Origin of the sequence: Arthrobacter cupressi (genome assembly GCF_900099975.1) — a bacterium.
GTDB lineage: Bacteria > Actinomycetota > Actinomycetes > Actinomycetales > Micrococcaceae > Arthrobacter > Arthrobacter cupressi.
This window is the reverse complement of record NZ_FNEI01000006.1, coordinates 107,782-132,511: the sequence shown is the minus strand read 5'-3', so window position 1 is coordinate 132,511 and position 24,730 is coordinate 107,782. Positions and strand designations below refer to the sequence as shown.

The 24,730-nt window shown below is 68.5% G+C and carries 22 protein-coding genes; 9 read left to right on the top strand and 13 right to left on the bottom strand.

Annotated features, from left to right (window positions below; genetic code table 11):
• Nucleotides 1-150: 150 nt before the first annotated feature.
• From BLP88_RS09090 to BLP88_RS09075, 4 genes are read right to left on the bottom strand one after another with little or no spacing between them, the layout of a single operon-like run.
• Nucleotides 151-1,920 (bottom strand): acetyl/propionyl/methylcrotonyl-CoA carboxylase subunit alpha, encoded by a 1,770-nt coding sequence (locus BLP88_RS09090; protein WP_074588588.1) that lies wholly within the window; start codon nucleotides 1,918-1,920, stop codon nucleotides 151-153.
• Complete coding sequence (locus BLP88_RS09085; RefSeq protein WP_074588770.1) at nucleotides 1,920-3,554, bottom strand: 5-oxoprolinase subunit B/C family protein; 1,635 nt, start codon at nucleotides 3,552-3,554, stop codon at nucleotides 1,920-1,922. Before BLP88_RS09085 ends, BLP88_RS09090 begins: the two co-directional genes overlap by 1 nt.
• Nucleotides 3,555-3,591: 37 nt before the next feature.
• Nucleotides 3,592-4,926, bottom strand: coding sequence for an MFS transporter (locus BLP88_RS09080; protein WP_074588587.1), 1,335 nt, complete (start codon nucleotides 4,924-4,926; stop codon nucleotides 3,592-3,594).
• Between the two features lie 60 nt (nucleotides 4,927-4,986).
• Nucleotides 4,987-5,745 (bottom strand): LamB/YcsF family protein, encoded by a 759-nt coding sequence (locus BLP88_RS09075; protein ID WP_074588586.1) that lies wholly within the window; start codon nucleotides 5,743-5,745, stop codon nucleotides 4,987-4,989.
• 106 nt (nucleotides 5,746-5,851) lie between these two features.
• Here BLP88_RS09075 and BLP88_RS09070 point away from each other — a divergent pair, with 106 nt between their 5' ends.
• The 3 genes from BLP88_RS09070 to BLP88_RS09060 all read left to right on the top strand — a co-directional run bounded on the left by BLP88_RS09070 (nucleotide 5,852) and on the right by BLP88_RS09060 (nucleotide 9,161).
• The gene (locus tag BLP88_RS09070) at nucleotides 5,852-6,520 is read left to right on the top strand and encodes a GntR family transcriptional regulator (RefSeq protein WP_074588585.1); all 669 of its coding nucleotides are present in this window, start codon (nucleotides 5,852-5,854) and stop codon (nucleotides 6,518-6,520) included.
• 93 nt (nucleotides 6,521-6,613) lie between these two features.
• Entirely contained in the window at nucleotides 6,614-7,084 is a 471-nt protein-coding gene (locus BLP88_RS09065; protein WP_074588584.1) for an iron chaperone, read from the top strand.
• A gap of 202 nt (nucleotides 7,085-7,286) precedes the next feature.
• Nucleotides 7,287-9,161, top strand: coding sequence for an APC family permease (locus tag BLP88_RS09060; RefSeq protein ID WP_245679822.1), 1,875 nt, complete (start codon nucleotides 7,287-7,289; stop codon nucleotides 9,159-9,161).
• A gap of 63 nt (nucleotides 9,162-9,224) precedes the next feature.
• On the opposite strand, the gene BLP88_RS09055 is transcribed toward BLP88_RS09060, so the two are convergent.
• The gene (locus tag BLP88_RS09055) at nucleotides 9,225-10,007 is read right to left on the bottom strand and encodes a substrate-binding domain-containing protein (protein ID WP_084111014.1); all 783 of its coding nucleotides are present in this window, start codon (nucleotides 10,005-10,007) and stop codon (nucleotides 9,225-9,227) included.
• A 478-nt stretch (nucleotides 10,008-10,485) separates the two neighbouring features.
• Between BLP88_RS09055 and BLP88_RS09050 the strand changes: the two genes are divergently transcribed.
• Both BLP88_RS09050 and BLP88_RS09045 read left to right on the top strand, forming a co-directional pair.
• Nucleotides 10,486-11,979 carry an amino acid permease gene (locus tag BLP88_RS09050; protein ID WP_074588583.1) on the top strand — a complete coding sequence of 498 codons (1,494 nt, stop codon included), beginning with the start codon at nucleotides 10,486-10,488 and terminating at the stop codon, nucleotides 11,977-11,979.
• Between the two features lie 173 nt (nucleotides 11,980-12,152).
• The gene (locus tag BLP88_RS09045) at nucleotides 12,153-13,010 is read left to right on the top strand and encodes an SDR family NAD(P)-dependent oxidoreductase (RefSeq protein ID WP_245679821.1); all 858 of its coding nucleotides are present in this window, start codon (nucleotides 12,153-12,155) and stop codon (nucleotides 13,008-13,010) included.
• A 26-nt stretch (nucleotides 13,011-13,036) separates the two neighbouring features.
• On the opposite strand, the gene BLP88_RS09040 is transcribed toward BLP88_RS09045, so the two are convergent.
• The 4 genes from BLP88_RS09040 to BLP88_RS09025 are packed head-to-tail and all read right to left on the bottom strand — an operon-like array spanning nucleotide 13,037 to nucleotide 16,099.
• A complete protein-coding gene (locus tag BLP88_RS09040; RefSeq protein ID WP_074588582.1) occupies nucleotides 13,037-14,098 on the bottom strand; it encodes a sulfate/molybdate ABC transporter ATP-binding protein in 1,062 nt (353 codons plus the stop codon).
• On the bottom strand, nucleotides 14,095-14,910 hold the full coding sequence (locus BLP88_RS09035; protein ID WP_074588764.1) for an ABC transporter permease: 816 nt from the start codon (nucleotides 14,908-14,910) through the stop codon (nucleotides 14,095-14,097). Before BLP88_RS09035 ends, BLP88_RS09040 begins: the two co-directional genes overlap by 4 nt.
• A gap of 8 nt (nucleotides 14,911-14,918) precedes the next feature.
• Nucleotides 14,919-15,692, bottom strand: a complete 774-nt coding sequence (modA, locus tag BLP88_RS09030) for a molybdate ABC transporter substrate-binding protein (protein ID WP_074588581.1) — start codon at nucleotides 15,690-15,692, stop codon at nucleotides 14,919-14,921.
• Complete coding sequence (locus BLP88_RS09025) at nucleotides 15,689-16,099, bottom strand: TOBE domain-containing protein (RefSeq protein ID WP_074588579.1); 411 nt, start codon at nucleotides 16,097-16,099, stop codon at nucleotides 15,689-15,691. The genes modA and BLP88_RS09025 overlap by 4 nt, the downstream gene beginning before the upstream one ends.
• Nucleotides 16,100-16,261: 162 nt before the next feature.
• Here BLP88_RS09025 and BLP88_RS09020 point away from each other — a divergent pair, with 162 nt between their 5' ends.
• From BLP88_RS09020 to BLP88_RS09010, 3 genes are all read left to right on the top strand, one after another.
• A complete protein-coding gene (locus BLP88_RS09020) occupies nucleotides 16,262-16,636 on the top strand; it encodes a DUF5997 family protein (protein WP_373366907.1) in 375 nt (124 codons plus the stop codon).
• Between the two features lie 72 nt (nucleotides 16,637-16,708).
• Nucleotides 16,709-17,299 carry a hypothetical protein gene (locus tag BLP88_RS09015; protein ID WP_074588576.1) on the top strand — a complete coding sequence of 197 codons (591 nt, stop codon included), beginning with the start codon at nucleotides 16,709-16,711 and terminating at the stop codon, nucleotides 17,297-17,299.
• Nucleotides 17,300-17,356: 57 nt separating this feature from the next.
• Nucleotides 17,357-18,268: an NADP-dependent oxidoreductase gene (locus BLP88_RS09010; protein ID WP_074588574.1), complete on the top strand. Its 912-nt coding sequence runs from the start codon at nucleotides 17,357-17,359 to the stop codon at nucleotides 18,266-18,268.
• Between the two features lie 48 nt (nucleotides 18,269-18,316).
• Here BLP88_RS09010 and BLP88_RS09005 read toward each other — a convergent pair whose 3' ends face one another.
• Genes BLP88_RS09005 through BLP88_RS08990 form a run of 4 tightly spaced genes read right to left on the bottom strand, consistent with a single transcriptional unit; the run spans nucleotide 18,317 to nucleotide 23,542 of the window.
• Nucleotides 18,317-19,636: a cytosine permease gene (locus tag BLP88_RS09005; protein WP_074588572.1), complete on the bottom strand. Its 1,320-nt coding sequence runs from the start codon at nucleotides 19,634-19,636 to the stop codon at nucleotides 18,317-18,319.
• A gap of 56 nt (nucleotides 19,637-19,692) precedes the next feature.
• Complete coding sequence (locus BLP88_RS09000; protein ID WP_074588570.1) at nucleotides 19,693-21,114, bottom strand: YlbE family protein; 1,422 nt, start codon at nucleotides 21,112-21,114, stop codon at nucleotides 19,693-19,695.
• Nucleotides 21,111-22,655 (bottom strand): acyl-CoA synthetase FdrA, encoded by a 1,545-nt coding sequence (gene fdrA, locus BLP88_RS08995; protein ID WP_074588568.1) that lies wholly within the window; start codon nucleotides 22,653-22,655, stop codon nucleotides 21,111-21,113. The genes BLP88_RS09000 and fdrA overlap by 4 nt, the downstream gene beginning before the upstream one ends.
• Complete coding sequence (locus BLP88_RS08990) at nucleotides 22,652-23,542, bottom strand: oxamate carbamoyltransferase subunit AllH family protein (RefSeq protein WP_074588566.1); 891 nt, start codon at nucleotides 23,540-23,542, stop codon at nucleotides 22,652-22,654. Before BLP88_RS08990 ends, fdrA begins: the two co-directional genes overlap by 4 nt.
• A gap of 189 nt (nucleotides 23,543-23,731) precedes the next feature.
• Between BLP88_RS08990 and BLP88_RS08985 the strand changes: the two genes are divergently transcribed.
• Complete coding sequence (locus BLP88_RS08985) at nucleotides 23,732-24,661, top strand: carbamate kinase (RefSeq protein ID WP_074588564.1); 930 nt, start codon at nucleotides 23,732-23,734, stop codon at nucleotides 24,659-24,661.
• Nucleotides 24,662-24,730 lie beyond the last annotated feature (69 nt).

Genomic DNA, 24,730 nt, shown 5'->3' with positions numbered 1-24,730 from the left:
CATTGACATCGCGATTACCTTGCGGAAATTCCCGGTCTTCTGGTTGGCCTTCGTGTACCTCGCCTTGATGCTGCAGTCGATTCGGCTCCTCCGCCTCAAACCGGCGCCGCGGGCACTCCGCCCAATTCAGGCGGGACAGCCCGGATAGCCCTACTCGATATGTCCCAGCACCGAGCCGACGGACACCACGCCGCCCGCCGCTGACTCCACCGAGGCGAGCGTTCCGCCACGGTGCGCGGGCACCTGGGTCTCCATCTTCATCGCTTCGAGGACCACCAGCGGATCGCCCGCGGCAACCGGAGCGCCGGGCTCCACCAGCCACTTCACCACGGTGCCGGCCATGCCGGACACCACGGCGGACTCAGGCAGAGCGGCACCGGCAGCGTCGGCCCCAAAGGAAGCACCGCCGTCGGGCGCGAACGAAACCCCCGAAAGGGAACCGCCGGAACGGGCCCAGCCGTCCAGCAGATCAGCGGGCAGGCCCACGGCCAGGCGCTTGCCGTCCACATCCACCGTGATCGTGCGGCGCTCACCGGAGGGGGCCACGGGGCTGTACTCGGGGTCGACGGGAATGCGGTCGGCGAACTCGGTCTCGATCCAACGGGTGTGCACGCCCAGACCCTCCGGGGAGGTGAATTCCGGCGCCTCGAGCACGGCCCGGTGGAACGGCAGCACGGTCGCCAGCCCGGAAATCTCCATCTCGGCCAGGGCACGGCGGGCACGGCGGATGGCCTGCTGCCGGTCCGCGCCGGTGACCACCAGCTTGGCCAGCAGGGAGTCGAACTGCGGCGGCACCACGGAGCCTGCGCGCACGCCGGTATCCAGGCGGATGCCCGGGCCGGTCGGCCCCACAAAGCCAGAAACCGTGCCCGGGGAGGGCAGGAAGCCCCGTCCCACGTCCTCGGCATTGAGGCGGAATTCGAAGGAATGCCCGCGCGGCTCCGGGTCAGACAGAAGGTTCAGGGGAAGCCCGGCGGCGATCCGGAGCTGCTCCTGCACCAGGTCGATCCCGGAGGTTTCCTCGGTGATCGGGTGCTCCACCTGCAGCCGGGTGTTGACTTCCAGGAACGCCACAGCGCCGCCGGCCGAAACCAGGAATTCCACAGTTCCGGCCCCGGTGTAGCCGGCTTCCCGGCAGATCGCCTTGGCCGCGGTGTAGATCGACTCACGCTGCCCGGCAGTCAGGAAGGGCGCGGGGGCCTCCTCCACCAGCTTCTGGTGGCGGCGCTGCAGGGAGCAGTCGCGCGTGCCGACCACCACCACGTTCCCGTGGGTATCGGCAATCACCTGCGCCTCGACGTGCCGAGGCCGGTCCAGGTACTGCTCCACGAAGCATTCCCCGCGGCCGAAGGCCACCACGGCTTCGCGCACCGCGGAGTCGAAGGCTTCCTCCACCTCGGCCAGCTCGCGGACCACCTTCAGGCCGCGTCCGCCGCCGCCGAACGCCGCCTTGATGGCCACGGGCAGCCCGTGTTCTTCGGCGAAGGCACGGGCCTCGGCGGCCGAGGCCACGGGCCCGTCGCTGCCGGCCACCAGCGGGGCGCCCGCACGGACGGCGATTTCGCGGGCGGTGATCTTGTTGCCCAGCTGCCGGATCGCCTCCGGCGAGGGGCCGATCCAGGCCAGTCCGGCGTCGAGCACTGCCTGCGCGAAGTCCGCGTTTTCGGAGAGGAAACCGTAGCCGGGGTGGACGGCGTCGGCGCCGGAAGTCTGCGCGATTCGAAGCAGCTTGGGGATGTTCAGGTAGGTATCGGCCGGGCTGTTGCCGCCCAGGCTGAAGGCCTCGGACGCGGCGCCGACGTGCATGGCATCGGCGTCGATGTCCGCGTAGACGGCCACGGACGCGAGGCCGGCGTCTTCGCAGGCACGGGCAATCCGGACGGCGATTTCGCCGCGGTTCGCGATCAGGACCTTGCGCATTACTTGCTCACTTCTTTCGTGCCGAGGGCGGGGGAAACGCGGAAACGGATGCTCCCGCCGATGGGGACCTGCGCGGCGCGGTCCAGGTGTTCGTCAATGACCACCCCGATCACGGGGTAGCCGCCGGTGATCGGGTGGTCGGCCAGGAAGAGGACGGGCAGCCCGGCGGGCGGGATCTGGATGGCCCCGGCCATGGTGCCTTCGCTCGGGAGCTCGCCGTCGCGGCTGCGCTGGAGCGGCTCGCCGGCCAGGCGCATGCCTACCCGGTTGGACTGCGGGGTGGCCTCCCATTCCTGGCTGCACAGGGACTCGAGTTCGGAAAGGTCGAACCAGTCGTCACGCGGGCCGGGAACGATGTCCAGCACCGTGACGCTGCCGGGTTCCGGGAAGTCGGGCTGCAGCTCGGGGCTCCCGACGGCGGTGGATTCGGTGTCCTGCCCGACGGCGAGCAGCTGCCCGGCGGCCAGGGGCGCGGGCCCGATTCCGGAGAGCGTGTCGGTGGAGCGGCTGCCGAGGACGGCGGGCAGGTCCGCCCCGCCGCGGACGGCGAGGTAGCTGCGGAAGCCGGCCTCCGGGGCGCCGACGGTGAGGGTCTCGCCGTCGAGCAGCGCGAACGGCGCAGCCATCGGAACGGTGCGGGGCTGGCCGGCGGGCCCGCCGTCGTCGTCGTTTTCCGCAAGGCCCGACGGCGGCGTGATGGTGAGGCTCGACGGCGCACCGGCCACGGCGATCACCTGGTCCCCCACGGCCTGGATGGTGAGCCCGCCGTTGACGGTTTCGATAGCGGCGGCGGAGGCCTTGTTGCCCACGAGCCGGTTGGCACGGCGGATCGAGGCCCGGTCCAAGGCGCCGGCGGCCGAAACTCCCAGGCCGCCATGGCCACGGCGGCCCAGGTCCTGGATGAGGCTCAACGCGCCGGGGGCCACGATGCGGATCCCGGTGGCGGGCTCGGCAGCGGCCGCGGGGGCAGCAGCCGGCGACACGTCAACGAGTTCGCGCACGGCCCGGTACTGCACCCGGTCCCCCGGCCGGACGAGTGCGGGCTGCGGGCGGTCGAGGTCCCACATGCGGGCGGCCGTGCGGCCGATCAGCTGCCAGCCCCCCGGGGAACGCCGCGGGTACACGGCCGAGTAGTTGCCGGCCAGGGCCACGGAACCGGCGGGAACCGCGGTGCGCGGGGTGGAACGGCGCGGCACTTCCAGGAGCTGGTTCTCGCTCACCATGTAGCCGAAGCCCGGCGCGAAGCCGGCGAAGGCCACGGTCCAGAGCTGCCCGGTGTGGGCGGCGATGACGCCGTCCACACCCAGGCCGGTGAGCCCGGCGACTTCGGCGAGGTCCTCGCCGTCGTACACAGTATCGATGACCACCAGGGCGCTGTCGGTTTCCACCGGACCCGCAAGCTCCAGCTCCAGCAGCCGGGATCCGATGGCGCGGGCAGCGGCCGCGGATTCGGCAACCACCATCACGGTTTCGGCGGCGGCCAGCACGTCCAGCTGCCCCGGCAGCGGGGAGGCCGCCAGCAGCGACTGCAGTGCCAGCACATCCTGCATGCCGTCCAGCTCGGCGAGCACCGCGCGGGTCCCCACCGGCCGCACGGAGCGCACCTTGTGGACGGTCTGCATCCCGGTTTCCATCATCGGTTTCCTCACTCAGTTCAACTTATGCGACCGCTCAGGCCTGGGCGTCCTGCAGGAGCCGGACGTCCTCCTCGGGCTGCGGGTCGCGTCCGAGCAGCAGGCCCACTACCGTCACCACGGAGGCCAGGAGCAGGTAGAGCGCGATCAGCCACCAGCCGCCGCCGGCCGCACCGTAGAGCGCGGTGAAGATGATCGGTGCCACGGCGCCGCCGATTACGCCGGCCAGGGTGTAGGCCAGGGAGCTGCCGGCGTAGCGCAGGCGGGCCGGGAACTGTTCGGTGATGTAGGCGGCCTGCGGGCCGTACATGAAGGCGTGCAGGGCCAGACCGATCACCACGCCGATGGTCAGCATCACCACGGACTTGCCCTGGATCATCAGGAAGAACAGCGGGATGAACGCGGCCGTGGCTGCGGCGGTGACGCCGTAGACGAGGCGGCGGTTGAAGCGGTCCGTCGTGGCGCCGGCAAGCGGAATGAGGAACAGCTGGAATGCGGAGCCGATCAGGATGGCGGCGAGCACGTTTCCGGTGGTCATGCCCAGTTCCTTGGTGGCGTAGACGGCCACGAACACGGTGAAGAGGGCGTACAGGACGTCCGGGCAGACGCGGGACAGGGCGGCGGAGATGAGCGCCTTGGGTTCGGTGGTGAAGACCTCCTTGATGGGGGCCTTGGGCCGGTCGCCGTGGGCCTGGATGGCCTTGAACACCGGGGTTTCCTCGAGCTTGAGGCGGATCAGCAGGCCGAAGGCCACCAGCACGGCAGAGGCGAGGAACGCCACGCGCCAGCCCCAGGAGAGGAAGGCTTCGTTGCTGAGGGAGGCGGCGAGGACGGCCAGCACGCCGTTGGCCAGCAGGTTGCCGGCGGGCGGGCCGATCTGGGCCGCGGAAGACCAGAATCCGCGCTTGTTGGGGTCGCCGAATTCGCTGGAGAGCAGCACCGCGCCGCCCCATTCCCCGCCGACGCCGATGCCCTGGGCCAGGCGCAGCAGCACCAGGATGGTGGGGGCGGCAATGCCGATCACCGAGTAGTCCGGCAGGGCACCGATAAGGACGGTGGCCACGCCGATGAGGACCAGGGTGAAGACCAGCACGTACTTGCGGCCGATCTTGTCGCCGAGCCGGCCGAACACCACGCCGCCGATCGGGCGGGCCAGGTAGCCCACGGCGAAAGCGGAGAAGGAAAGCAGCAGGCCCACGAACTCATCGCCCGCCGGGAAGAAGATCTTGGGAAACACCAGGGCCGAGGCCACGGAGTAGATGGCGAAGTCGTAGTACTCCAGCGAGGTGCCGGTGAGGCTGGCGATGTACGCCTTGAGGGCGCCGGCCGGTGGCTTCCTTGTCACGGCACGTGCCTTGCTGTTGGTGGTCATGGTTTCCTCCGGGGGATGAGGGTTTTGCTGGGGTTTTGGGGGGTTCCTAGGGGAACGGATTCAGGCGAAGGAGGCGATGCTGACGCCGGCGTCGCTGAGGGCGGACTTCACGGCGGTGGCCATGGCCACGGCGCCCGGTGAGTCACCATGCACGCAGATGCTTTCCGCGCGGACATTGAGGATGGTGCCGTCGATTGCCATGATCCGCCGTTCGGTGGCCATCCGCAGCACATGCTGGGCGACCTCTGCGGGATCGTGCAGGACGGCTCCCGGCAGGGTGCGCGAAACGAGGGTTCCATCCGGGTTGTAGGCACGGTCAGCGAACGCTTCGGTCACCGGCCGCAGGCCGGACTTTTCGGCCAGGCGCAGGACCTCCGAGCCAGGGAGGCCAAGGATCGCCAGGCCGGGGTCCACTGCCTTGACGGCGTCGACGACGGCTTGGGCCTGGGCGGTGTGCTTGACGATCGCGTTGTAGAGGCCGCCGTGCGGCTTCACGTACTTGACCCGGGTTCCGGCGGTGGCCGCCAGGGCTTGCAGTGCGCCGATCTGGTACACGACGTCGTCGGCCAGCTCCTTGGGGTCGACGTCCAGGAAGCGGCGGCCGAAGCCTGCCAAGTCCCGGTAGCCCACGTGCGCACCGATCACGACGCCGGCCTGGGCCGCCTTCGCGGTGGTGGCGCGGATGACGCTGGGGTCGCCGGCGTGGAAACCGCACGCCACGTTGGCGCTGGAAACGGACTCGAACATCGCGGAATCGTCGCCAAGGGTCCAGCGTCCGAAGGACTCCCCGACGTCGCTGTTCAGGTCGATGCTTGCCATTGTGATCCCTATCTCATCGGATGTGGTCCATCTAGGATGCACTACATTGTCGAATTGTTCAACGATTCTTCGATCCGAAGATGTGACGATCGTGTAAATTCGTGTCATGGCACCTACCCAGACCGGCAGCGCCCGCGTTCGCGTCGCCGTGCCGTCCGTGGCCGAGCGCGTGGCCGAAGAGCTGCGCTACCAGCTCGCCGAAGGCATGCTCCTGCCCGGCGCCCGGCTCACCGAGGCCACCATCGCCGAGGATCTGGGTGTTTCGCGGAACACCGTTCGGGAGGCCTTTGCCGAGCTCGCCAGCGAACGGCTCGTGGTCCGCCAGCCCAACCGCGGCGTCTTCGTGGCCACCCTCGAAGCCGGGGATATCCACGATCTCTACACCGTGCGCCGGGCAATCGAGGTGAGCTCGATCCGGGGCGGCGGGAGCGCCGAGCGGGTAGCGGCAGTCCGTGCGGCCGTCGACGAGGGCAAGCGCGCCGCCGCGGCCGAAGACAACGACGCTCTGGGCAGCGCCAACCAGCACTTCCACGGCGCCATCGTGGCCCTGGCCGAAAGCAAACGGCTGGACACGATCATGAAACACGTGCTGGCCGAGATGCGCCTGTACTTCCACAAGGCCACCGCGGATGCGCACTTCTACAGCGGCTGGCTCGAGGAGAATGACGCCATTTGCGCCGCCCTCGAAGCCGGCGAGCTCGAGCGGGCCGGCGAACTCCTCCTCGCCTACCTCAACCGCTCCGAGGAGCAGCAGCTCACTGTTCACGGGGAGTAGCGGGCGAGTTTCCGATCGAGCAGTTCCGGAGAAGCCGCCGTCGTGGCCCATGCGTAGGGTGGGTTACACACACCACTCTTAAGGGGAACGGCCATGGCGGAGAGCACCAGGAACAAGTCCTACGACGGCTTCACCGAGGAAGAGCGCGCCGCGATGAAGGAGCGCGCGCAGGAGCTCAAGTCGGGCGCAAAGCGCCGGGGGTCCACCGGCAAGGCGGCAAAGGTCGACGGCGAAAGCGACGTCCTGGCGAAGATCGCCGATCTGCCGGAACCGGACCGCGGCATGGCCGAACGCATCCACGCCATCGTCAAGGAAAGCGCCCCGGCGCTCGAACCGAAAACCTGGTACGGGATGCCCGCGTACGCCAGGGACGGCAAGGTGGTCTGCTTCTTCCAGGGTTCGGGCAAGTTCAAGACCCGCTACTCCACGCTGGGGTTCAACGATCCGGCCAAACTCGACGACGGCGACATGTGGCCGGTCGCCTACGCCCTGACCGAGCTGACCGCCGAAGTCGAGGCCAGGATCGCGGAGCTCGTCAGCAGGGCGGCGGGTTCACAGGCGTAAAGGAACCGTTAAGATCGGCTGATTTTCGCCCGCCGGGGTTTTTCGCGGTGCTAGCCTCCGGGAGGTCATAGCCTGCGAACAGAAAGACGAGTCCTTGACGGCACCTGCCACCCACGGCCTTCCACCGATCGTTCCCACCCCGCAAAGGCGGCCGGAATCCGGCCATCCGCTGATGCGCTGGCTGCTGGAACACCGTGTGCACATGCCAGTCGGACCGGAATCCGCCGAGGACCACACACCGCAACAGCGCTGGTGGAAGGTCATGTGCCTCACCGGCGTGGACTACTTCTCCACGCTTTCCTACCTTCCCGGCATTGCCGCCCTCGCCGCGGGTGCACTCTCGCCGCTGGCCACATTGCTGATCGTTGCCCTGACCCTGCTCGGCATGCTGCCCATGTACCGGAGAGTTGCCAAGGAGAGCCCGCACGGCCAAGGCTCCGTGGCCATGCTCGAGACGCTGCTCTCCTTCTGGCGCGGCAAGATCTTCGTGCTGATCCTGCTTGGCTTCGTCGCGACCTCCTGGATCATCACCATCACCCTTTCCGCCGCCGACGCCACGGTTCACCTGCTGGAGAATCCATTGGTGCCGCACTTCCTGGAGGGCCAGGCCGTAACCGTTACGGTGGTCCTTCTCCTCATCCTGGGCGGCGTGTTCCTCATGGGCTTCACCGAAGCCGTGGCCGTCGCCATCCCCCTGGTGGCGGTCTTCCTCCTCATGAACGCGGTCATCATCGGCAGCGGCCTCGTGGAAGTCTTTACGTCCCCGCAGATGCTCTCGAACTGGACGGCGGCCCTGGGCTCGGCAGGCAGCGGCCCGGGCGGACTGATCGGGCCCGCCCTTGTTGCCTTCCCGCTCCTGGTCCTGGGCCTGTCAGGGTTCGAAACCGGCGTCAGCATGATGCCGCTGGTGGCCGCCGAGGGCAAAACCGCCGAAGAACGGCTTGCCTCCAAGATCAAGAACACCCGGAAGCTCCTCACGACGGCGGCGCTGATCATGAGCGTCTACCTGATCGGCAGCAGCCTGGTCACCACCGTCCTGATTCCCGCCGAAGCCTTCCAGGCCGGCGGCGAAGCCAACGGCCGCGCCCTGGCGTACCTGGCCCACGAAAGGCTCGGCGAGGGCTTCGGCTCGGTGTATGACATCAGCAGCATCCTGATACTCTGGTTCGCCGGTGCCTCGGCCATGGCGGGCCTGGTCAACATCGTCCCGCGCTACCTGCCCTCCTACGGCATGGCCCCGGACTGGAGCCGCGCTGTCCGCCCGGTGGTGCTCGTCTACACCACCGTCAGCATCCTCATCACCATCGGATTCAACGCCGACGTCAACGCCCAGGCCGGCGCCTACGCCACCGGCATCCTCGCCATGATGGTCTCCGGAGCAGTCGCGGTGACCATTTCGGCGATCCGCAAGAAACAACGGGCCGCCGCCATCGGCTTCACCGTGCTGAGCCTCGTGCTGATCTACGCCCTGGTGGCGAATGTGATCGAAAAGCCGGACGGCCTCACCATCTCCGGTTTCTTCATCCTCGGCATCATTGCGGTCTCCCTGGTCTCCCGGGTCAGCCGCACCACCGAGCTGCGCGTGGACCGCATCGAGTTCGATGAGAACGCCCGGCGCTTCATCAAGGACACCATCGACTTCGACGGCCGGATCAACCTGATCGCGAACCGCCCCCAGGCCCGGGATGCCGCTGAATACCTGGCAAAGGAAATCGACCAGCGGGAAATGAACCCGGTCCCGGGTACGGCCGACGTCATCTTCCTCGAAATCGACATCACGGACCCGTCCGGTTTCAGCGATACCCTGGTTGTCAGGGGCATCGAGGTGGAAGGTCACCGGGTCCTGCGCACGGAGAGCCCCGCTGCCCCGAACGCGATCGCCGCAATCCTCCTGGCATTGCGCGACGCCACCGGTGTCCGTCCCCACGCCTACTTCGAGTGGTCCGAGGGCAATCCCTTGGCGCACCTGATGCGCTACCTGCTGCTCGGCCGCGGGGACACCGCGCCGGTGGTCCGCGAAATCATCCGCGAGAACGAACCGGACCCGGCACTCCGCCCCGGCATCCACGTCGGCTGAGGCGCGACTCGGGCGGCTGAGCGGGGACTCCGGAGTTCCGTCGGCCCTCAGCCGGCGGGCTTCCTAGCGCTTGCCCTTCTTCCGGGAACCGCGGCCCCGGCCTTTGTCCGGGTTCGGGGCGTAGCGCTGGGCCACCTTCTTGGCGCCGCCGCTTGAAGAGCCGGTGCCCCGGCGGTCCGGCTTGGGGGCTTTCTTCGGCTTGTCCTGCTTGGCCGAGGGCTGGCGCGAGCTGTTGGCGGTACGGCCGCGGACCACGCCGATGAATTCCTCAATCACGTCGTCCGTGGCGTCCGTGGGCCACGCCAGCGCAATCCGCGTGCCTTCGGCTCCGTGCAGGCGCCGGACCACGGTGTCCTTGACGTTGAAGTGCCGGGCCATGGGCATCGGCATGATCACCAGGCCGGCGCCCGACGCCACCACCTGCAGGGCCATCTCCGGCCCGCCCATTTCGGCGATGTTCAGGAAGTTCTCCTCGGACAGGTCGGCCAGGTCCACGTCCTCGAACACCGTGATCTCGTGGCCTTTCGGCGCCACGACGGCGGGCTGTTCCTCGTAGAGCGGGATGACGTGCAGGCCTTCCTGGTCCACCGGCAGCCGGACGAAGCTGAGGTCAGCGGAACCGTCGCGCAGCACCGAAAGCTGCGCGTCGCCGTCGGACATGAACGAATGGAGCGGGACGTCCGGCATGCGCTCTTCCCAGCGGCGGATCCATTTGCCCGGCATTACCCCAGGGACATAGGCGAAGCGCAGCTCGCGGCGGCCTTCGTCGGGCGCGGTTTCGGCCGGCGCGGTTTCGTCGGATGCTGCGTCGTCGGATGCGGGAGCGGGATCAAGGTCGGCTGGCACCACTTCACAGTACCGCGCAGCGCCGGCCGGACTGGCCCATCTCTTGCGGCCTCAGGCGCATCCGGCCTTGATTTTCCGTCCACGGAACCTCGAAAACCGGGCCACTTCAGCCAGGGCGGCCGCCGGGCAAATCATCATCGGGGGCAAGATAGCACCCAACCCAAGCAACGCTTGAAACAATTCCGCCTCAGCATCAGCTCAGCTGTTGCTCAAACGGCAGCCGCGACGCTCATCGGTGACGATCCTTTGCCAATGTGCCCGAGCTCTCATGGGCCCTCCCGGGCGGTGTTAGCTTGATCACCGGAATGGTCCCCACCGCCACCCTAGCCTCGCTTCGCTTCGGCCAGGGAACCCTGGCGGCGTGGGCCCAGACGGGGCACTCCCCCTTATCCTGAAGAACAGAATCCCGCAGATTCCGGCGTTGCCCGGCTCTTTCTGCGCGCCCAACTTTGCCCCTGCATCAACCAACGGAGGACCCATGAGCGCTGCTCCGCTCCAAGAAGCCGACACACAGGGAACCCCGGCAGCACCGGCCAAAACCGGCCTGAGGCGGTCTATGGAAGCCCGCCACCTGGTCATGATCGGCCTCGGCGGCGTGATCGGTTCCGGGCTGTTCGTCAGCTCCGGGTACACGATCTCCCAGGCCGGGCCGCTCGGTGCGGTCATCGCCTACCTGATCGGCGCCGTCGTCGTTTACCTGGTGATGGCCTGCCTCAGCGAACTGGCCATCGCCTACCCCGTCTCCGGTGCGTTCCACATCTACGCCGCCCGTTCGATCGGCCCCGCCACCGGCTTCACCACGGCCTGGCTCTACTGGCTGACCTGGGCCGTGGCCCTCGGCTCGGAGTTCACCGCCGCCGGCCTGCTCATGCAGCGCTGGTTCCCGGACGTCCCGGTGTGGATCTGGTGCCTGGTTTTCGCGTCCGTCCTGTTCTCCATGAACGCCATCTCCTCGCGGGTCTTCGGCGAGAGCGAATTCTGGTTCGCCATGATCAAGGTCGCCGCCGTCGTCGGCCTGATTATCCTTGGCGGCGCCGCACTCCTGGGCTTCCACCCCATGGCCAGCGGCGATTACCCGCAGCTGTTCGAGAACTTCTCGACGTCGGCAGGCCTGTTCCCGAACGGCTTCACCGGCGTGCTGGTCACCGTGCTTGTGGTGTTCTTCGCGTTCTCCGGCTCCGAGCTGATCGGCGTGGCGGCCGGCGAAACCACAGACCCGGCACGGAACATCCCCAAGGCCATGCGGACCACCGTGCTGCGCCTGGTGATCTTCTTTATCGGCGCGATCGTGGTCATCGCCGCCACTATCCCGTACGAGAAGGCCGGCCTCGACGAGAGCCCCTTCGTCACCGTCTTCTCCAGCATCGGCGTCCCGTATGCCGCGGACATCATGAACTTCGTGGTCATCACGGCCCTGCTTTCGGCAGGCAACAGCGGCCTCTACTCCTGTGCCCGGATGCTCTTCTCGCTGGCCGACGAGGGCCACGCCCCCAAGGCCTTCGCCAAGCTGACCAAGCGCGGCATCCCGCTGGTTGCCCTGATCGTGAGCATCTTCGGCGGCCTCGCCTCCCTGATCAGCAGCATCGTGGCTCCCACCACGGTGTACCTGGTGCTCACTTCTGTTGCCGGTTTCGCCACTGTGGCCGTGTGGATGTCGATCGTGGCATCCCACTACTTCCACCGCCGCGCCTTCGTCCGGAACGGCGGGGACCTCTCCACCCTGCCGTACAAGGCGCCGCTCTTCCCGCTGGTGCCGATCCTGGCCTTTGTGGCCTGCCTCGGATCCATGGTCGGCATCGGCTTCGATCCCACCCAGGCCCCGGCGCTGTACTTCGGCGGTGCCTTCACGGTGGCCTGCTACCTGTTCTTCCACTTCCGGTACAAGAAGCGCGGGGCGGCTGCGGTTGCGGCCTCCGAACCGCTTGGCGCTGAAGAGGACGACGCGAAGGTTCCGGCCGGCGTCGGCGCCTAGAGCTGGCGCGCCGAATTCGCGGGAGCGCTGCGGGGTCGCTGGAAAATTCCGGCGACCCCGCAGCGTTCCGGCGACCCGGCGTCCCCGGCGCACCTGCAGTCTGGCAAAGCCGACGGTGGTGTGCTGTGATGTTGCCCAGTCGACGGGGTACAGGACCGCAGGAGGCGAAGTCGATGGCTTCCATGGAAGGCACCGTGGCGCTGGTGACGGGCGCGACGGGCGGCTTGGGCAAGGCCGTGGCCACCGGGCTCGCGCGCGAAGGCGCCCTGGTGGCGGTGGTGGGACGCTCCGCGGCCCGGGCGGAAGAGGCAATGGCAGACATCCGTTCGCTGGTGCCCGGTGCCCTGCTCGAGCCGCTGGCCTGTGACCTCTCGGACCAGTCCTCCATCCGTGCCGCGGCGGGCGGCTTCCTGGCCCGCCACGACAGCCTCCACGTGCTCGTCAACGCGGCGGGAGTGTTCCGCAAGGAACGCCACATCACCGCCGACGGGCTCGAACTAACCTTCGCCACCAACGTGATGGCCTATTTCGTGCTGAGCAACCTGCTTCAGGACGCACTCAAAAACGCCGCCACAGCAGGGCCGCGCACGTCCCGCATTGTCAACATTGCGTCCAGGTACGGGAACACGAAGCTCGACTTCGACGACCTCCAGACCGCCCACGGCACCTACAGCTACCTGCGCTCCACGCCGCCCACAATGCTCGCCCGGGTCCTCCTCACCCAGGAGTTCGCCGAGCGGCTTTCCGGTTCGGGCGTGGTGGCGAATGCCGTCCATCCGGGGCTGGTCAAGAACACCTCGCTGCTGCAGGACGTCGGCGGCCCGTTCCGCTGGGTCACGAACACCTTCGGCGCACCTGCCGAGAAGGCCGCGGACACCCCGCTCTGGCTCGCCACGGCACCGGAAACCGCATCCGTTTCCGGAAAGCTCTGGGCCAAACGCAAGGAACTCCCGACGCCGGGCATGGGTTCGGACCCGGAAGCCCGCCACCGCCTGTGGGACGCCTGCGCACAGCTCACCCGGATGCCGTAAGCCGGGCAACACAGGACCACCAAAAATCAGGCCCCGTACAGCTGCACCTCGGCCGACTTCACCACGAAGAACACCTGCGTCCCCGGCTCCAGGCCCAGCTCGGCCGAGGCCGCCGGGGTGATGTCCGCGGCCAGCTCCCCGGCGTGCACCCGGATCCGGCCCGCGTGCGGCTCCAGTTCGGTGATGGCCACGGGCAGGCAGTTGCGGGGGCTGCCGTGCGGCAGCTCGAGGAACACGGAGACGGCCGACGGCGGGAAGGCGGCGACGCCGGGCTCCCCGGCCAGCGCTTCGCCGTCGGGAGTTCCGGAGACAGCCTGCCCGCCCGCGGCCCCGGGCCCGGACACGAGCAGCCCGTCCGGGGTGACCGTGCCGGTGAGCAGGTTCAGCCCCGCGAGCCCGGCGGCGAAGGCGCTGCGCGGGCGGCCGAGCACTTCGCGGACAGGGCCTTCCTCCACGATCCGGCCCTTCTCCAGCACCACGATCCGGTCCGCGAGCATGAGGGCGTCGAGCACGTCGTGGGTGACGATCAACGCGCTGCGCCTGGCCAGCACCCGCTTCAGCACCCTGCGCAGCTGCGGGGCGGCGTGGATGTCCAGGGCAGCCATGGGTTCGTCCAGCAGCAGGAGTTCCGGGTCGGCGGCCAGCGCACGGGCCACGGCGACACGCTGCGCCTGCCCGCCGGAGAGCTGCCCAGGACGGCGCCCTGCCAGGTCCAGCGCATCCACCTCGGCCAGCCAGCGGCGTGCCGTTTCCCGGGACCGGGCGCGCGGCTCCCCCGCGCTGCGCGGCGCAAACGCCACGTTGTCCAGCACGCTCAGGTGCGGGAACAGCAGCGCCTCCTGGGCCAGCAGCGCCACCCCGCGCAGGTGCGGCGGAACCCAATGCTGCCGGCCGCCGTCGTGAGCAAACAGGACCTTGTCCCCCAAACGGATGGAACCGCCGTGGGGTTTGACCAGCCCGGCGGCCGCGGCGAGCAGCGTGGATTTCCCGGCGCCGTTGGGCCCGAGGACCGCCACGGTCTCCCCCGGCGCCACCGTGAATTCGGCGTCGAGCCGTCCATGGACGCGCGCTGTCATCCGGAACGTCATGCGCCGACCTGCCTGCCGGGTTTGCGGTAGGACAGTCCGACGACGGCCACCGCCACCGCGACGAGCAGCAGGGACAGCGCGACGGCGGCATCGGCGTCGGACTCGCGCTGCAGGTAGATTTCCAGCGGCAGGGTCCGGGTCACGCCCTGCAGGCTGCCGGCGAAGGTGAGGGTGGCGCCGAACTCGCCCAGGCTGCGGGCGAAGGACAGCACGGCACCGGAGGCCAGGCCCGGCATGACCAGGGGCAGGGTCACGCGGCGCAGCACGGTGGTGGGCGCTGCCCCGAGGGTGGCGGCCACGGCTTCGTATTTGTTGCCGGCGGTGCGCAGGGCGCCCTCGAGGCTGACCACCAGGAAGGGCAGGGCCACGAAGGCCTGGGCCAGGACCACGGCGGTGTTCGAAAAGGCAATCTGGATTCCGGCCAGTTCCAGCGATTTCCCCAGCAGGCCCTGGCGGCCGAAGGTGTAAAGCAGCGCGATGCCGCCCACCACCGGCGGAAGCACCAGGGGCAGCAGGACGAAGGCGCGCAGCAGGCGTTGGCCCCGGAATGGCCGGCGCGCCAGGACCATGGCCAGCGGCACCCCGAACACCAGGCACAGGAGAGTGCTGGCCGCCGAGGTCCGCAGGCTCAGGCCGAGCGCGTCCAGTGAAGCGGCGGACGTTACCAGCGGGATGAACTGGGCCCAGTTGACCTTCGCCAGCACCGCGGCCAGCGGCAGCAGGACGAACAGGGCCCCGACGGCGGCCGGAAGGTACAGCCAACGCGGAATGCCGCTGTAGCCGTGGCCGCCGTCGGCCGGGGAAGCGTTCAAGGAAGGGTTCACGGCGCCCCGAAGCCGGCGTCGCCCAGGACCTTCCTGCCCTCGCTGCCGGTAACCAGTTCGATGAACGCCTTCGCCAGCTCCTTGTTCTTGCTGTTTTCGACGGTGGCGATCGGGTAGGTGTTTGCTGCCTGGCCGGACTCCGGGAAGGTGATGCCCTTGACCTTGTCCCCGGCGGTCTTCACGTCCGTGACGTACACCAGCCCGGCGTCGGCTTCCCCGGACGTGACTTTTCCGAGGACGTCTGCCACGGAGGATTCCTCGCTGACCGGCTTCAGGGTGATGCCGCTGGCCTTCTCCACCTTTTCCGTGGCGGCGCCGCAAGGCACCTGGGGTGCGCAGACCACAACCTTCACGCCCGGCTTGGCGAGGTCCGCGAAGGACGAAATCGACGCGGGGTTGGCCGGTGGAACGGCGATCTCCAGGACGTTCGTGGCGAAGTCCACGGGGTCGCCGTCCACCAGGGAGGCGTCCGAAAGCTTGGTCATGTTCTTCGAGTCCGCCGAGGCAAACACGTCGGCCGGGGCGCCCTGGGTGATCTGGGTGACGAGGTCCGAGGAACCGGCGAAGTTCAGCGTGACCTTGGTGCCGGGGTGGGCTGCTTCGAATTTGGCGGCCAGCTCGGTGAACGTCTTCTTCAGGGACGCTGCGGCGTAGACGGTCACCGTGCCGGATCCAGTGCTCCCGCCCCCGCCCGGCGAGCAGGCGGCCAGGGAGCCAGCGAGCACAGCGGAGACGACCAGCGCCGCCGTCTTCCTGCGCGTGATCCTCATACGATGCCCTTTCCTTGGGGTGTTTCGATGATGACGGTGGTCGCCTTGACGACGGCGGTAGCCACCGAGCCAAGCTCCAGGCCGAGGTCCCGCACGGCTTCACTGCTCATCAGGGACACCACGCGGAAGGGGCCGCACTGCAGTTCCACCTGGGCCATGACCTTGTCCGCCGTGATTCCGGTGACGAGGCCTACGAAGCGGTTGCGCGCAGAACTGCCCACGCGGGTGGGATCCTCCGGCAGCGCGGCCTGTTCGCGGGCCAGGTGGGCCAGTTCCAGACCGTCCACCACCACGCGCCCGGCGTCGTCCTTCGTCCCGGTCAGGGCACCGTTGTCGATCCAGCGGCGCACGGTGTCATCGCTCACCCCGAGGAAGCGCGCGGCCTCGGAAACTCGTATCTGCGGCATACATTCATCATAGATACGCATTTGCGGAGCAATCCATCTGATTGACCCGCAAAAACAAATGTTACCAAGTGCCGCTCCGGCAGGCTGACGGTTGTGCCCGGGCGGCCGGGATGCCGCCGCTGGCGATACCCTTGGACAATGAAGACCCCGAGCCCCCAAGCCATGAAGCCGGCCACCGCTGCGAAGAAGCTTGGCATCTACCTGCCCGCAGCTCCCCAGGAGTTCCAGGACTCGGCCGTCACCCGCGCCGAGTTCGCGGAACTGCAAGCCAATCCGCCCGAGTGGCTCGCCGAGCTCCGCCGCACCGGCCCGCACCCCCGCCCGGTGGTCGCCCAGAAGTTGAACATCTCCATCGCAGGACTTGCCCGCGGCGGCATCACCGAGCCGCTGACGACGGCGGAAATCGCCGCCCTGCTGGCCGCACCGCCGCAGTGGCTCGTCGTCGAACGCGCCACCCACGCCGCCGTGCGCTCCGAAGCGAAGCGCGTCAAGGACGCGAAGAAGGACGCCAAGAAGGCCGAGGGCAAGAAGGCCTAGGCACCCTCGCAAGTACCTCCGCACCGGCGCATACTGGATGAAAGGCGGCCATGCAGTCTGCGGAGGTGTCCAATGCCCGCCATATCCGGAGCCCAGCTGAGCCCCTGGCAGACCGTTTTCTGGGCGGTCCTGCTTGTCACGGCCGTGGCGGCCACCGTTCTCTCCCTCCGCAGGAAACAGGGCCAGGAGCCGGACGCCTTCTTCTGGAACGCGTTCGCCGGGCTCGTGGTGATTGTCCCGGCGCTGCTGGTTCCCGCGCTGCTGTCCCCCGCCGTCGGGCTTGTCCTGTTTTGCCTCGCCGCCGCCACGGCACTCGCCGCGCTCTTCGGTGAACGGAAGGTGGGCGAACTGCGCCGGCAGCAATCCATGTTGGCGTCCGCCGCCGCCCGGCACCACGCGATCCTCAAGCGCTGGCAGCTCTATGAGCTGGATCCGGCCCGGCAGATCGACTACCCCGCGATGAGCGACCCCAGAGCACCCAGGACCGCCGAACTGTTCCGGGCCATGCGTCAGGCGGAGTCCTCCCGGCTGATGGCCGACGGCGGGTACCCGGCCGCCGTCGAACAGCTCGCGAAGGCTCTCGAAGACGCCGAGGACGCGGCCGGTGCCGCCGCGCAGTCACCGGGCGTCACCCTCCTTCATGCCCCGAAACCTCCGGAATAGCCTGCCCTCGGCGTTGTTGCACGGAGCGTCAGGCAACAACGATCAAAGGAGGACGGCATGGCACGCGCAGTACGGTACGAACAGTTCGGTGGACCCGAGGTCCTGAAGGTAGTTGAGGTCGAGGAACCCCATGCGGGCCCGGGTGAGGTGCGGGTCCGGGTTTCGGCGGCAGGCCTGAATCCGGTGGACTACAAGATCTTCCACGGCGGCCCGGCGGCGGAAGCGTTCGGCGGCGCACCCGGATCGGGCGTCGGCAACGATTTCGCCGGCGTGGTGGACGAGGTGGGCGAGGGCGTCACGGAGCTTTCTGTCGGCGATCGGGTTTTCGGCGGCAAGCGCCACGAGGCCATCGCGGACTTCGTGGTGACCTCACCCAGGGCATTGCACCGCACGCCCGACGGCGTCACGGACGAACTCGCGGCGGGGCTTTCGATTGCCGGGCGGACCGCCGCCGCTGCCATCGGGCAACTGGACCTGGGTGCCTCGGACACGGTCCTGATCGGCGGCGCGGCCGGCGGCGTCGGCGTGCTGGCCACCCAGCTGGCCGCCCGCACGGGGGCCACGGTGATCGGCACCGCCTCGGAACGCAACCACGAATTCCTCCGCGGCCTGGATGCCATTCCGGTCAGCTACGGGGACGGCCTGGCGGACCGGGTGAAGGACCTCGGAACGCCGACGGCGGCGGCGGACCTCAACGGCGTCGAAGTGATCGAGACGGCGAAGGAGTTCGGCGTCCCGGCCGGGCGCATCACCGCCATCGCGGCCCACGGCCACGAGGACGGCGGCTTCGTCGCGACCGGCGGCGTGGACGCGCCGGCCGACGCCCTGCCGCGGATTGCCCAAGGGCTGGCGGACGGCTCGCTGGTCCTTCCGCTCGAGGCAAGCTACCCGCTGGAGCAGGTGGCCGACGCGTACCGCCGGCTCGAACAGGGCCACGTGCGCGGCAAGATCATCATCACGCTCAACTAAGAACCGGCGAAGGGCCGGGAGCCGCACGGCTCCCGGCCCTTCGCATTCCTAGGACCCCACGCCAGCCGCCGCCGTGCCTGCCAGCCGCTCGATCGCCAGGTAGGCCACGAGCCCGACGATCAGGCCGACCACCGCGTCCGAAAGCATCGGCGCACCGAAATGGACCACGACGGCGGCCACCGCACCAATCGCCCAAGCGATGAACGCCGTCGGGCGGATCTTCGACTCGGCGCGGTCCGCAAGTCGCTTGCGGAGGATGATCTGGTCGGCGATGAGCACGGCGCCGAGCGGCGGAACGATCACCCCGAGGAAAGCGAGCCAGTTCACGAAGTAGTTCCACGCGCCCAGCAGCGCCACCACCACGCCGACCACGCCCAGCACCAGGGTGAGCAGGCGCATCTTCGAACGGGTTAGGTGGGACCAGCCCAAGGCGCCGTTGTACAGGCAGTGCGTGCACACCGAGCCCAGGTTGATCACCACGAAGACCACCACGAGGGCGTTCAGGAGCGGGTTGTTTACGCCGGTGAGGATCGGGGTGAAGTCGCCGCCGGCGGTCTGCGCGGAGGCGATCGCGCCGGCCGCCACCAGCAGGCCGCCGCTGAGCTGGGCCACCAGGCTCGCGAACGGGAACGCGGTGACGGTGGCGAGCACCGCTTCGCGGCCGTTCTTCGACCAGCGAGTGAAGTCCGCCGTCATGGTCCCTGAGTCCGCGAAAGTGGCCATGATCGAGGTGACGGCCACGCCGAAGGTCATGGCGCCGCCGCCCACGCCCTGGAAGTTCACGATCTGGCCGAGGTCGTGTCTCTGGGCCGCGATCGCGATGGCGATGATCACTGCGACGATGAACAGCGGGGCGGCGATGGCACCGAGCCAGGACAGCGCCTTGATGCCGAGGTAGGTCACCGCGATGAACGCGACGCCGGCCACCGCCACCACCAGGGTCTCGTTCCAGCCGAATGCCTTGTTCAGGCTGGCCCCGGTGGCGCCGGTGTTGAAGGCGAACCAGCCCACCACCACCGTGGCCAGGAAGCCCGAGGCGATGGCGTAGCCGGCCGTGCCGAAGGTTTCCGTGGCCTGCAACGCGAAGCTTTTGCCCGTCTTTCCGGCCCGGTAGCTGAGCAGGCTGACGTAAACGAACATGATCAGGTTGGCCACGACAATCGCGGCGAGGCCCTGCCAGAAGCCGAGCAGGGCCACCACGAGGCCACCGGGCACGGCATTGGTCAGGATCATCGGGAATCCGAACCAGACGGCAGAGACCGTCAGGAGGGATTTCCGGTGCGTCTGCGGGACCGGCGTGTGCTCGAATTCGGATTCGAGCCCGGCCGCGGCGGCGGTGCTTTCAACTGTGCCCGGTGGAGTCGTCATCGCCACAACTGCTTTCTCTTAGGGGTTCTCGTTCGGTTTGTCGCTGGGTGCCCGGTTCAGGCGAGCTTCTCCGCGAGGGCAAGGATTGCTTTCTCGAAGGCCTCGGCCGGCGGGTGGGTGATGCCGGCGCCGATCATGCCGATGCCGGCGTCCTTGTGCGCAATGGCGGTGTTGATGACCGGAAGGATCCCGGTGTCCAGCACCTTGCGGACGTCGATCGCCGTCGGGAGGCCCTGGAAGCCCAGCGACGGGATGGTGATGTTCCGGTTCTCGGTGGTGGTGATTTCGCCCATCGCGTGCGTATAGGCGATGGCCTCCTCCACCGTGCCGCCCACCAGCGCGACGATCGCCGGTGCCGCGGCCATGGCGAAGCCGCCAAAACCGTAGGTCTCCGTGATGGCGCTGTCGCCGATGTCCAGCCCGGAATCCTCCGGCTTGTACCCGGCGAACATCGGTCCGATCACCTTCTGGGCCGGGCCGGTGAGCCAGTGGTTGCCCGGCAGGCCGCTCACCCGGATGCCGAACTCGACGCCGTTGCGGGCCATGGTGGTGACGATGGTGGAGTTTTCGATGCCGTGGGCGGCGTCGAGGGCAGCCTTCGCCGTCGCCATCCAGGTGGGGCCGGAGAAGTAGTCCGAACTGGCGATGAAGTCAAAGACCTCCTTCTTCTGCGCGGTGCTGAAACCGGTCTGCAGCAGCGCAGGCGCCAGGGCCTGGAAGAGCAGGACCGTGCCGGCGACGTTGCGGTTGTGCGCCTCGTCCCCCATGTGGAGGGCCTGGGCGAGCATCAGGCGCAGGTCGATGGCCCCCCCGATTTCCATGGCCTCCTTGAGCATGGGGCCAAGGACGTCCCGCATCCAGACCAGGCGGTCGATCACGCTCTGGTCATTGGCGCCCATGCGCAGGATCTTGGCCATCTGCTCGGACAGGTTTGTGTAGGCGTAGTTTCCGTGCGTCTCGTTGCGGACCACGTGCATGTACATCGAGGCCGAGGTGACGCCGGCCATGGAGCCCACGCAGTCGTGCTCGTGGCAGGGCGAGAAGGTGATTTTGCCGGAGGCCGCCACGCGGGCGGCGTCCTCGAGGTCGGCGGCCAGCCCTTCGAAGACCAGCGCGCCGGTGACCGCCCCCTTCATGGGCCCGGACATCCGCTCCCAGGTGATGGGCGGGCCTGCGTGCAGGATGGTGGTTGCCGTCATGCCGGGGACCACGTCGATCGCCCGGCCGAAGCCCACCAGCATCGGCTTGGCGTTCATGATGCGGTCCGCCGCCTCGGCGTTCGCGGCGGCGATCTTCGCCGCGATCTCCGGGTTTTCGAGCTTGTCCAGCGCGGCGATGACTTCGGCCTTGCCGCCGCCGGGAGGCGCCCAGTCCAGGGTGCGGACCGTGGCGCCCTGTGCTGCGATGTCCTCTTCGAACATCGCGAGGCCTACGTTGACGACGTTCAGCTCGCTCTCGAACAGTTTCGACATGCTCATGCCTTGATTCCTTCCCGGACGATTGCGCGGGCGAACTCGCCCGTTGCGGTGCTGCTGGTGGTGATGGTGACGCCCGCCGCCACGAGGGCCGCGGTCTGCGCGGCCAGGCCCGGCGTATCACGGTCGGTCCCAAGGACGTACGCCACGATCTCCAGGTGCCGGCCGGCGTCGGCGGCAATCTTCCTGGCTTCGGTGATCGCCGGGAGGGTGACGCCCACGGGGTCTTCGTGGGCCCCGAAGCCCAGCACGAAGTCCATGACGATGGCGGCCACGGAGGGGTCCTTGGCCTCTTCGACCAGGCGGGCCAGGCGGTTGGAGGGGTCGATCATCGGGTGCGGGCGGCCGTTGGTGAACTCGTCGTCGCCGAAGTCGAGGAAGGTGTGGCCGCGACTAGGGTCCGCCGCGCCGAGCACGAATTCGGGGTCCTTCTGGATGTTGCTCCAGACCTCCTCCCCGGCGTTGAGCAGCGCGTACATCGATTCGTCGCACAGGGTGCCGCCGCAGAACAGCCCGCGGATGTTCGTCTGTTCCGGGGTGAGGCGGGCCCGCACGGATTCGATGTGTGCCGTGTCTGTGGCCGGGGCCTGGGCCGAGGGCAGGCCGGTGAGGCGCACGGCGGCCAGGGCGGCGTCGAGGCTGCTCGCGGCGAAGGTGCCGCCCGCGGTGGTGACGGCTTCTTCGGAGCCGCCGATGAAGTACACCACCACGGGTTTGCCGGCGCCGGCGATTTCGGCGAGGACCTTCTTCTCCACCTCGGGTGCCGGGGGTTTGGACACGAGAACGATCGCCTCGGTCTTCGGGTCCGCCGCCAGGGCGCGGATGCCGTCGATCATCATGACGCCGCCCACCTCGGCGCTGAGGTCACGGCCGCCGGTACCGATCAGCTGCGAGATGCCGCCGCCGAGGGCGTGGATCCGGACGCTGACCTCCTGGGAACCGGTGCCGGAAGCGGCCACGATCCCGACCGGGCCGGGCCGGACGGCGTTGCCGAAGCAGAGTGCCACGTTGTTGATGATGGCCGTTCCGCAGTCCGGGCCCATCATCAGCAGGCCCTTCCCGTGGGCGAGGGCCTTGAGGGCGATCTCTTCCTCCACAGGGACGTTGTCGCTGAACATCATCACGTTCAGGCCGTTGTCCAGGGCCTTCCGGGCCTCGCGTGCCGCGTAGGCCCCGTTGACGGCGATGATCGCGAGGTTCGCGCCCGGGTCCGCCTGTGCCGCCGCGGCGATGGTGCGGTAGGAGATGGCCGCGCCGCCGCCCGCGGGCGCCCTGCGGGTGAGCAGTTCCTCGATCTGCGGAATGACTGCTTCCGCATCGGCGCCCGGGGCGGGGACCACCACGATCATCAGGTCGCCGTTACCGGCCTCCGCCAGTTCCGGGGTGAGCAGGCCGAGGTTCTGCAGGACCCCCTTGTTCATTTCGGTCGCCATCGCAACGAACGCCTGCCCGACGCCGTCGAGTCCGTTGGCCTTCGTCGATATCGACATCAGCGACACCGAATCGAAGTAGCTGTTCTTCTTGATCACCGCTGTGACGCTCACAAGGACCCTCTCAGTTCTGTTTCGAGTCGAAGTCCGGCCAGGAGGCCGGACAGGATGTCCGTCCCGGAGGTGTGGCCGATGCCGAGGGCACGGTCAACCGGGGCACGAAGGTGCCGGGCAAGCCCGGCGGCGTCTTCCGCCCTGTGGCGGAAAAGCATGCTGAGCAGCTCGAGGAGGCTTTCGCGGGCGCGCCGGTCCACTGCCTCGCGCAGGGTCGTCCAGCTGAGCAGGGTGGTGCGGTCCGGGTGCTGCCCGACGACGGCGGACAGCGCCGCGCGCACGGCACCGAGCCGGCTGCCCGGCTGGGCGGAGAACAGCGCCAGGCCGCAGAGGAAGTCGTCGCCTGCGGGGGTGAGGCCGGAACCGAGGCCGAGCAGTTGCAGTGCCGTCCCGCCGATTGCCGCGCCGTCGCCGGCGCGGACCGCCGCTTCGAGGGCTTCGCGACCCGTCCGCAGCCCCTGCGCGATTCCGGCGTCGAAGGCATTGGCTTGGGCGGTACCCTCTTTCGGGTGTTCCTGCAGGATGCCGCCGCGGATGCCGTGGTCCTCAAGCAGGCCCCCGAGCGCCGCGGCACACGAGGCGAGCTCCGCCGTCGTGATGGCCGCCAGGGGGATGCGCTTCGCAAACCATTCCCGGGCGCCGGGCAGCAGCACCGCCGTATCCAGGGAGTCAAAGGAGATTTCGCGCGCACTGAAGCCGACGGGATCGCCCGCCCGGATGCCCATGTCTGTCCAGCCGCGGGTATCTGCGCGGACGGTCCATGGTGCGTCGTCGAGCTGGCGGGCGGCCACGGTGACCAACTGGCCCCAGGGAGCCAGGACGTTGACGGTCCGGTTGAAGACCGAGTGGACCTTTCCCGTCCCGGGCGCTTCCCGGAGCGTGGTCACCAAGGCGGCATCGATGGAAATTGATGGTATACAGTTCGCTCGGTTTGAAGCTGCCACAAGGCTCCTAAAGCCAGAATCGCCGTGAAAATGCCCTGAAGTTACCGGGCCGTCTTGCGACCACCTCGGCTTGTTCCTCCAGATGGTATACCATCTGCGGTATTCAAGAGCCAGTTCCCAAGGAGGATTCAGATGCGACTAGTGGTTGCACTGGGCGGAAACGCCCTCGCGAAGCGCGGCGAGCCCATGACGGCCGACCGCCTGCGGGCCAACGTCAAGGAAAGCTGCCGGGCACTTGCCAAGCTGGCACGCGAGCACGAACTGGTGATCACGCACGGCAACGGACCCCAGGTGGGCCTCCTTGCCCTGCAAAACCTGGCCTACCAGGATGTCGCCGCCTACCCGCTGGACATCCTCGGCGCCGAAACCCAGGGGATGATCGGCTACGTGATCCAACAGGAGCTCTCCAACGCCCTCGCCGGGGAGCGGGAAGTGGCCGCCATCGTCACCACCACCGTGGTGGATGAAAACGATCCCGCCTTCGACCGCCCCACGAAGCTCATCGGCCCCACCTACTCCGCGCAGGATGCCGCCGAGGCCGCGTCCGAATACCGGTGGACCATCGCCAAGGACGGCAAGGCCTTCCGGCGCGTGGTCCCTTCCCCGGAACCCATCAGCATCCTTCAGGCCCCGCTGGTCCGCACCCTCCTGGACAACGGCACCCTGGTGGTCTGCGTGGGCGGCGGCGGCGTTCCGGTCAAGCTCGATGGCCGGGGCCACCAGATCGGCATGCAGGCCGTCGTCGACAAGGACGCCGCGAGTGCAGCCCTCGCGGCCGAACTTGAGGCGGACACGCTGATCATGCTTACCGACGGCGACTTCGTCAGCGAGAACTGGGGCACCCCGGAGCAGCGCGACATCCTCACGGCCTCCCCCGAAGCGATCGGCGAACTCGAGTTCGCCGAAGGCTCCATGAAGCCGAAGGTGGACGCCGCGATCCGTGTCGCAAAGGCCGGCGGCAGGGTCCTGATCGGTCCGCTGGACCGCCTGGACGAGGTGCTGGCCCGCAAGGTCGGCACCGAAATCCGCCCGGACGTCCCGGAGGGGATCATCTTCACCTGAGCTTCCGGATTCGTGCGCCTTCCCCTGCACGTCAAAGCGGCCCGGTCCCTGGATTTCCAGGGGCCGGGC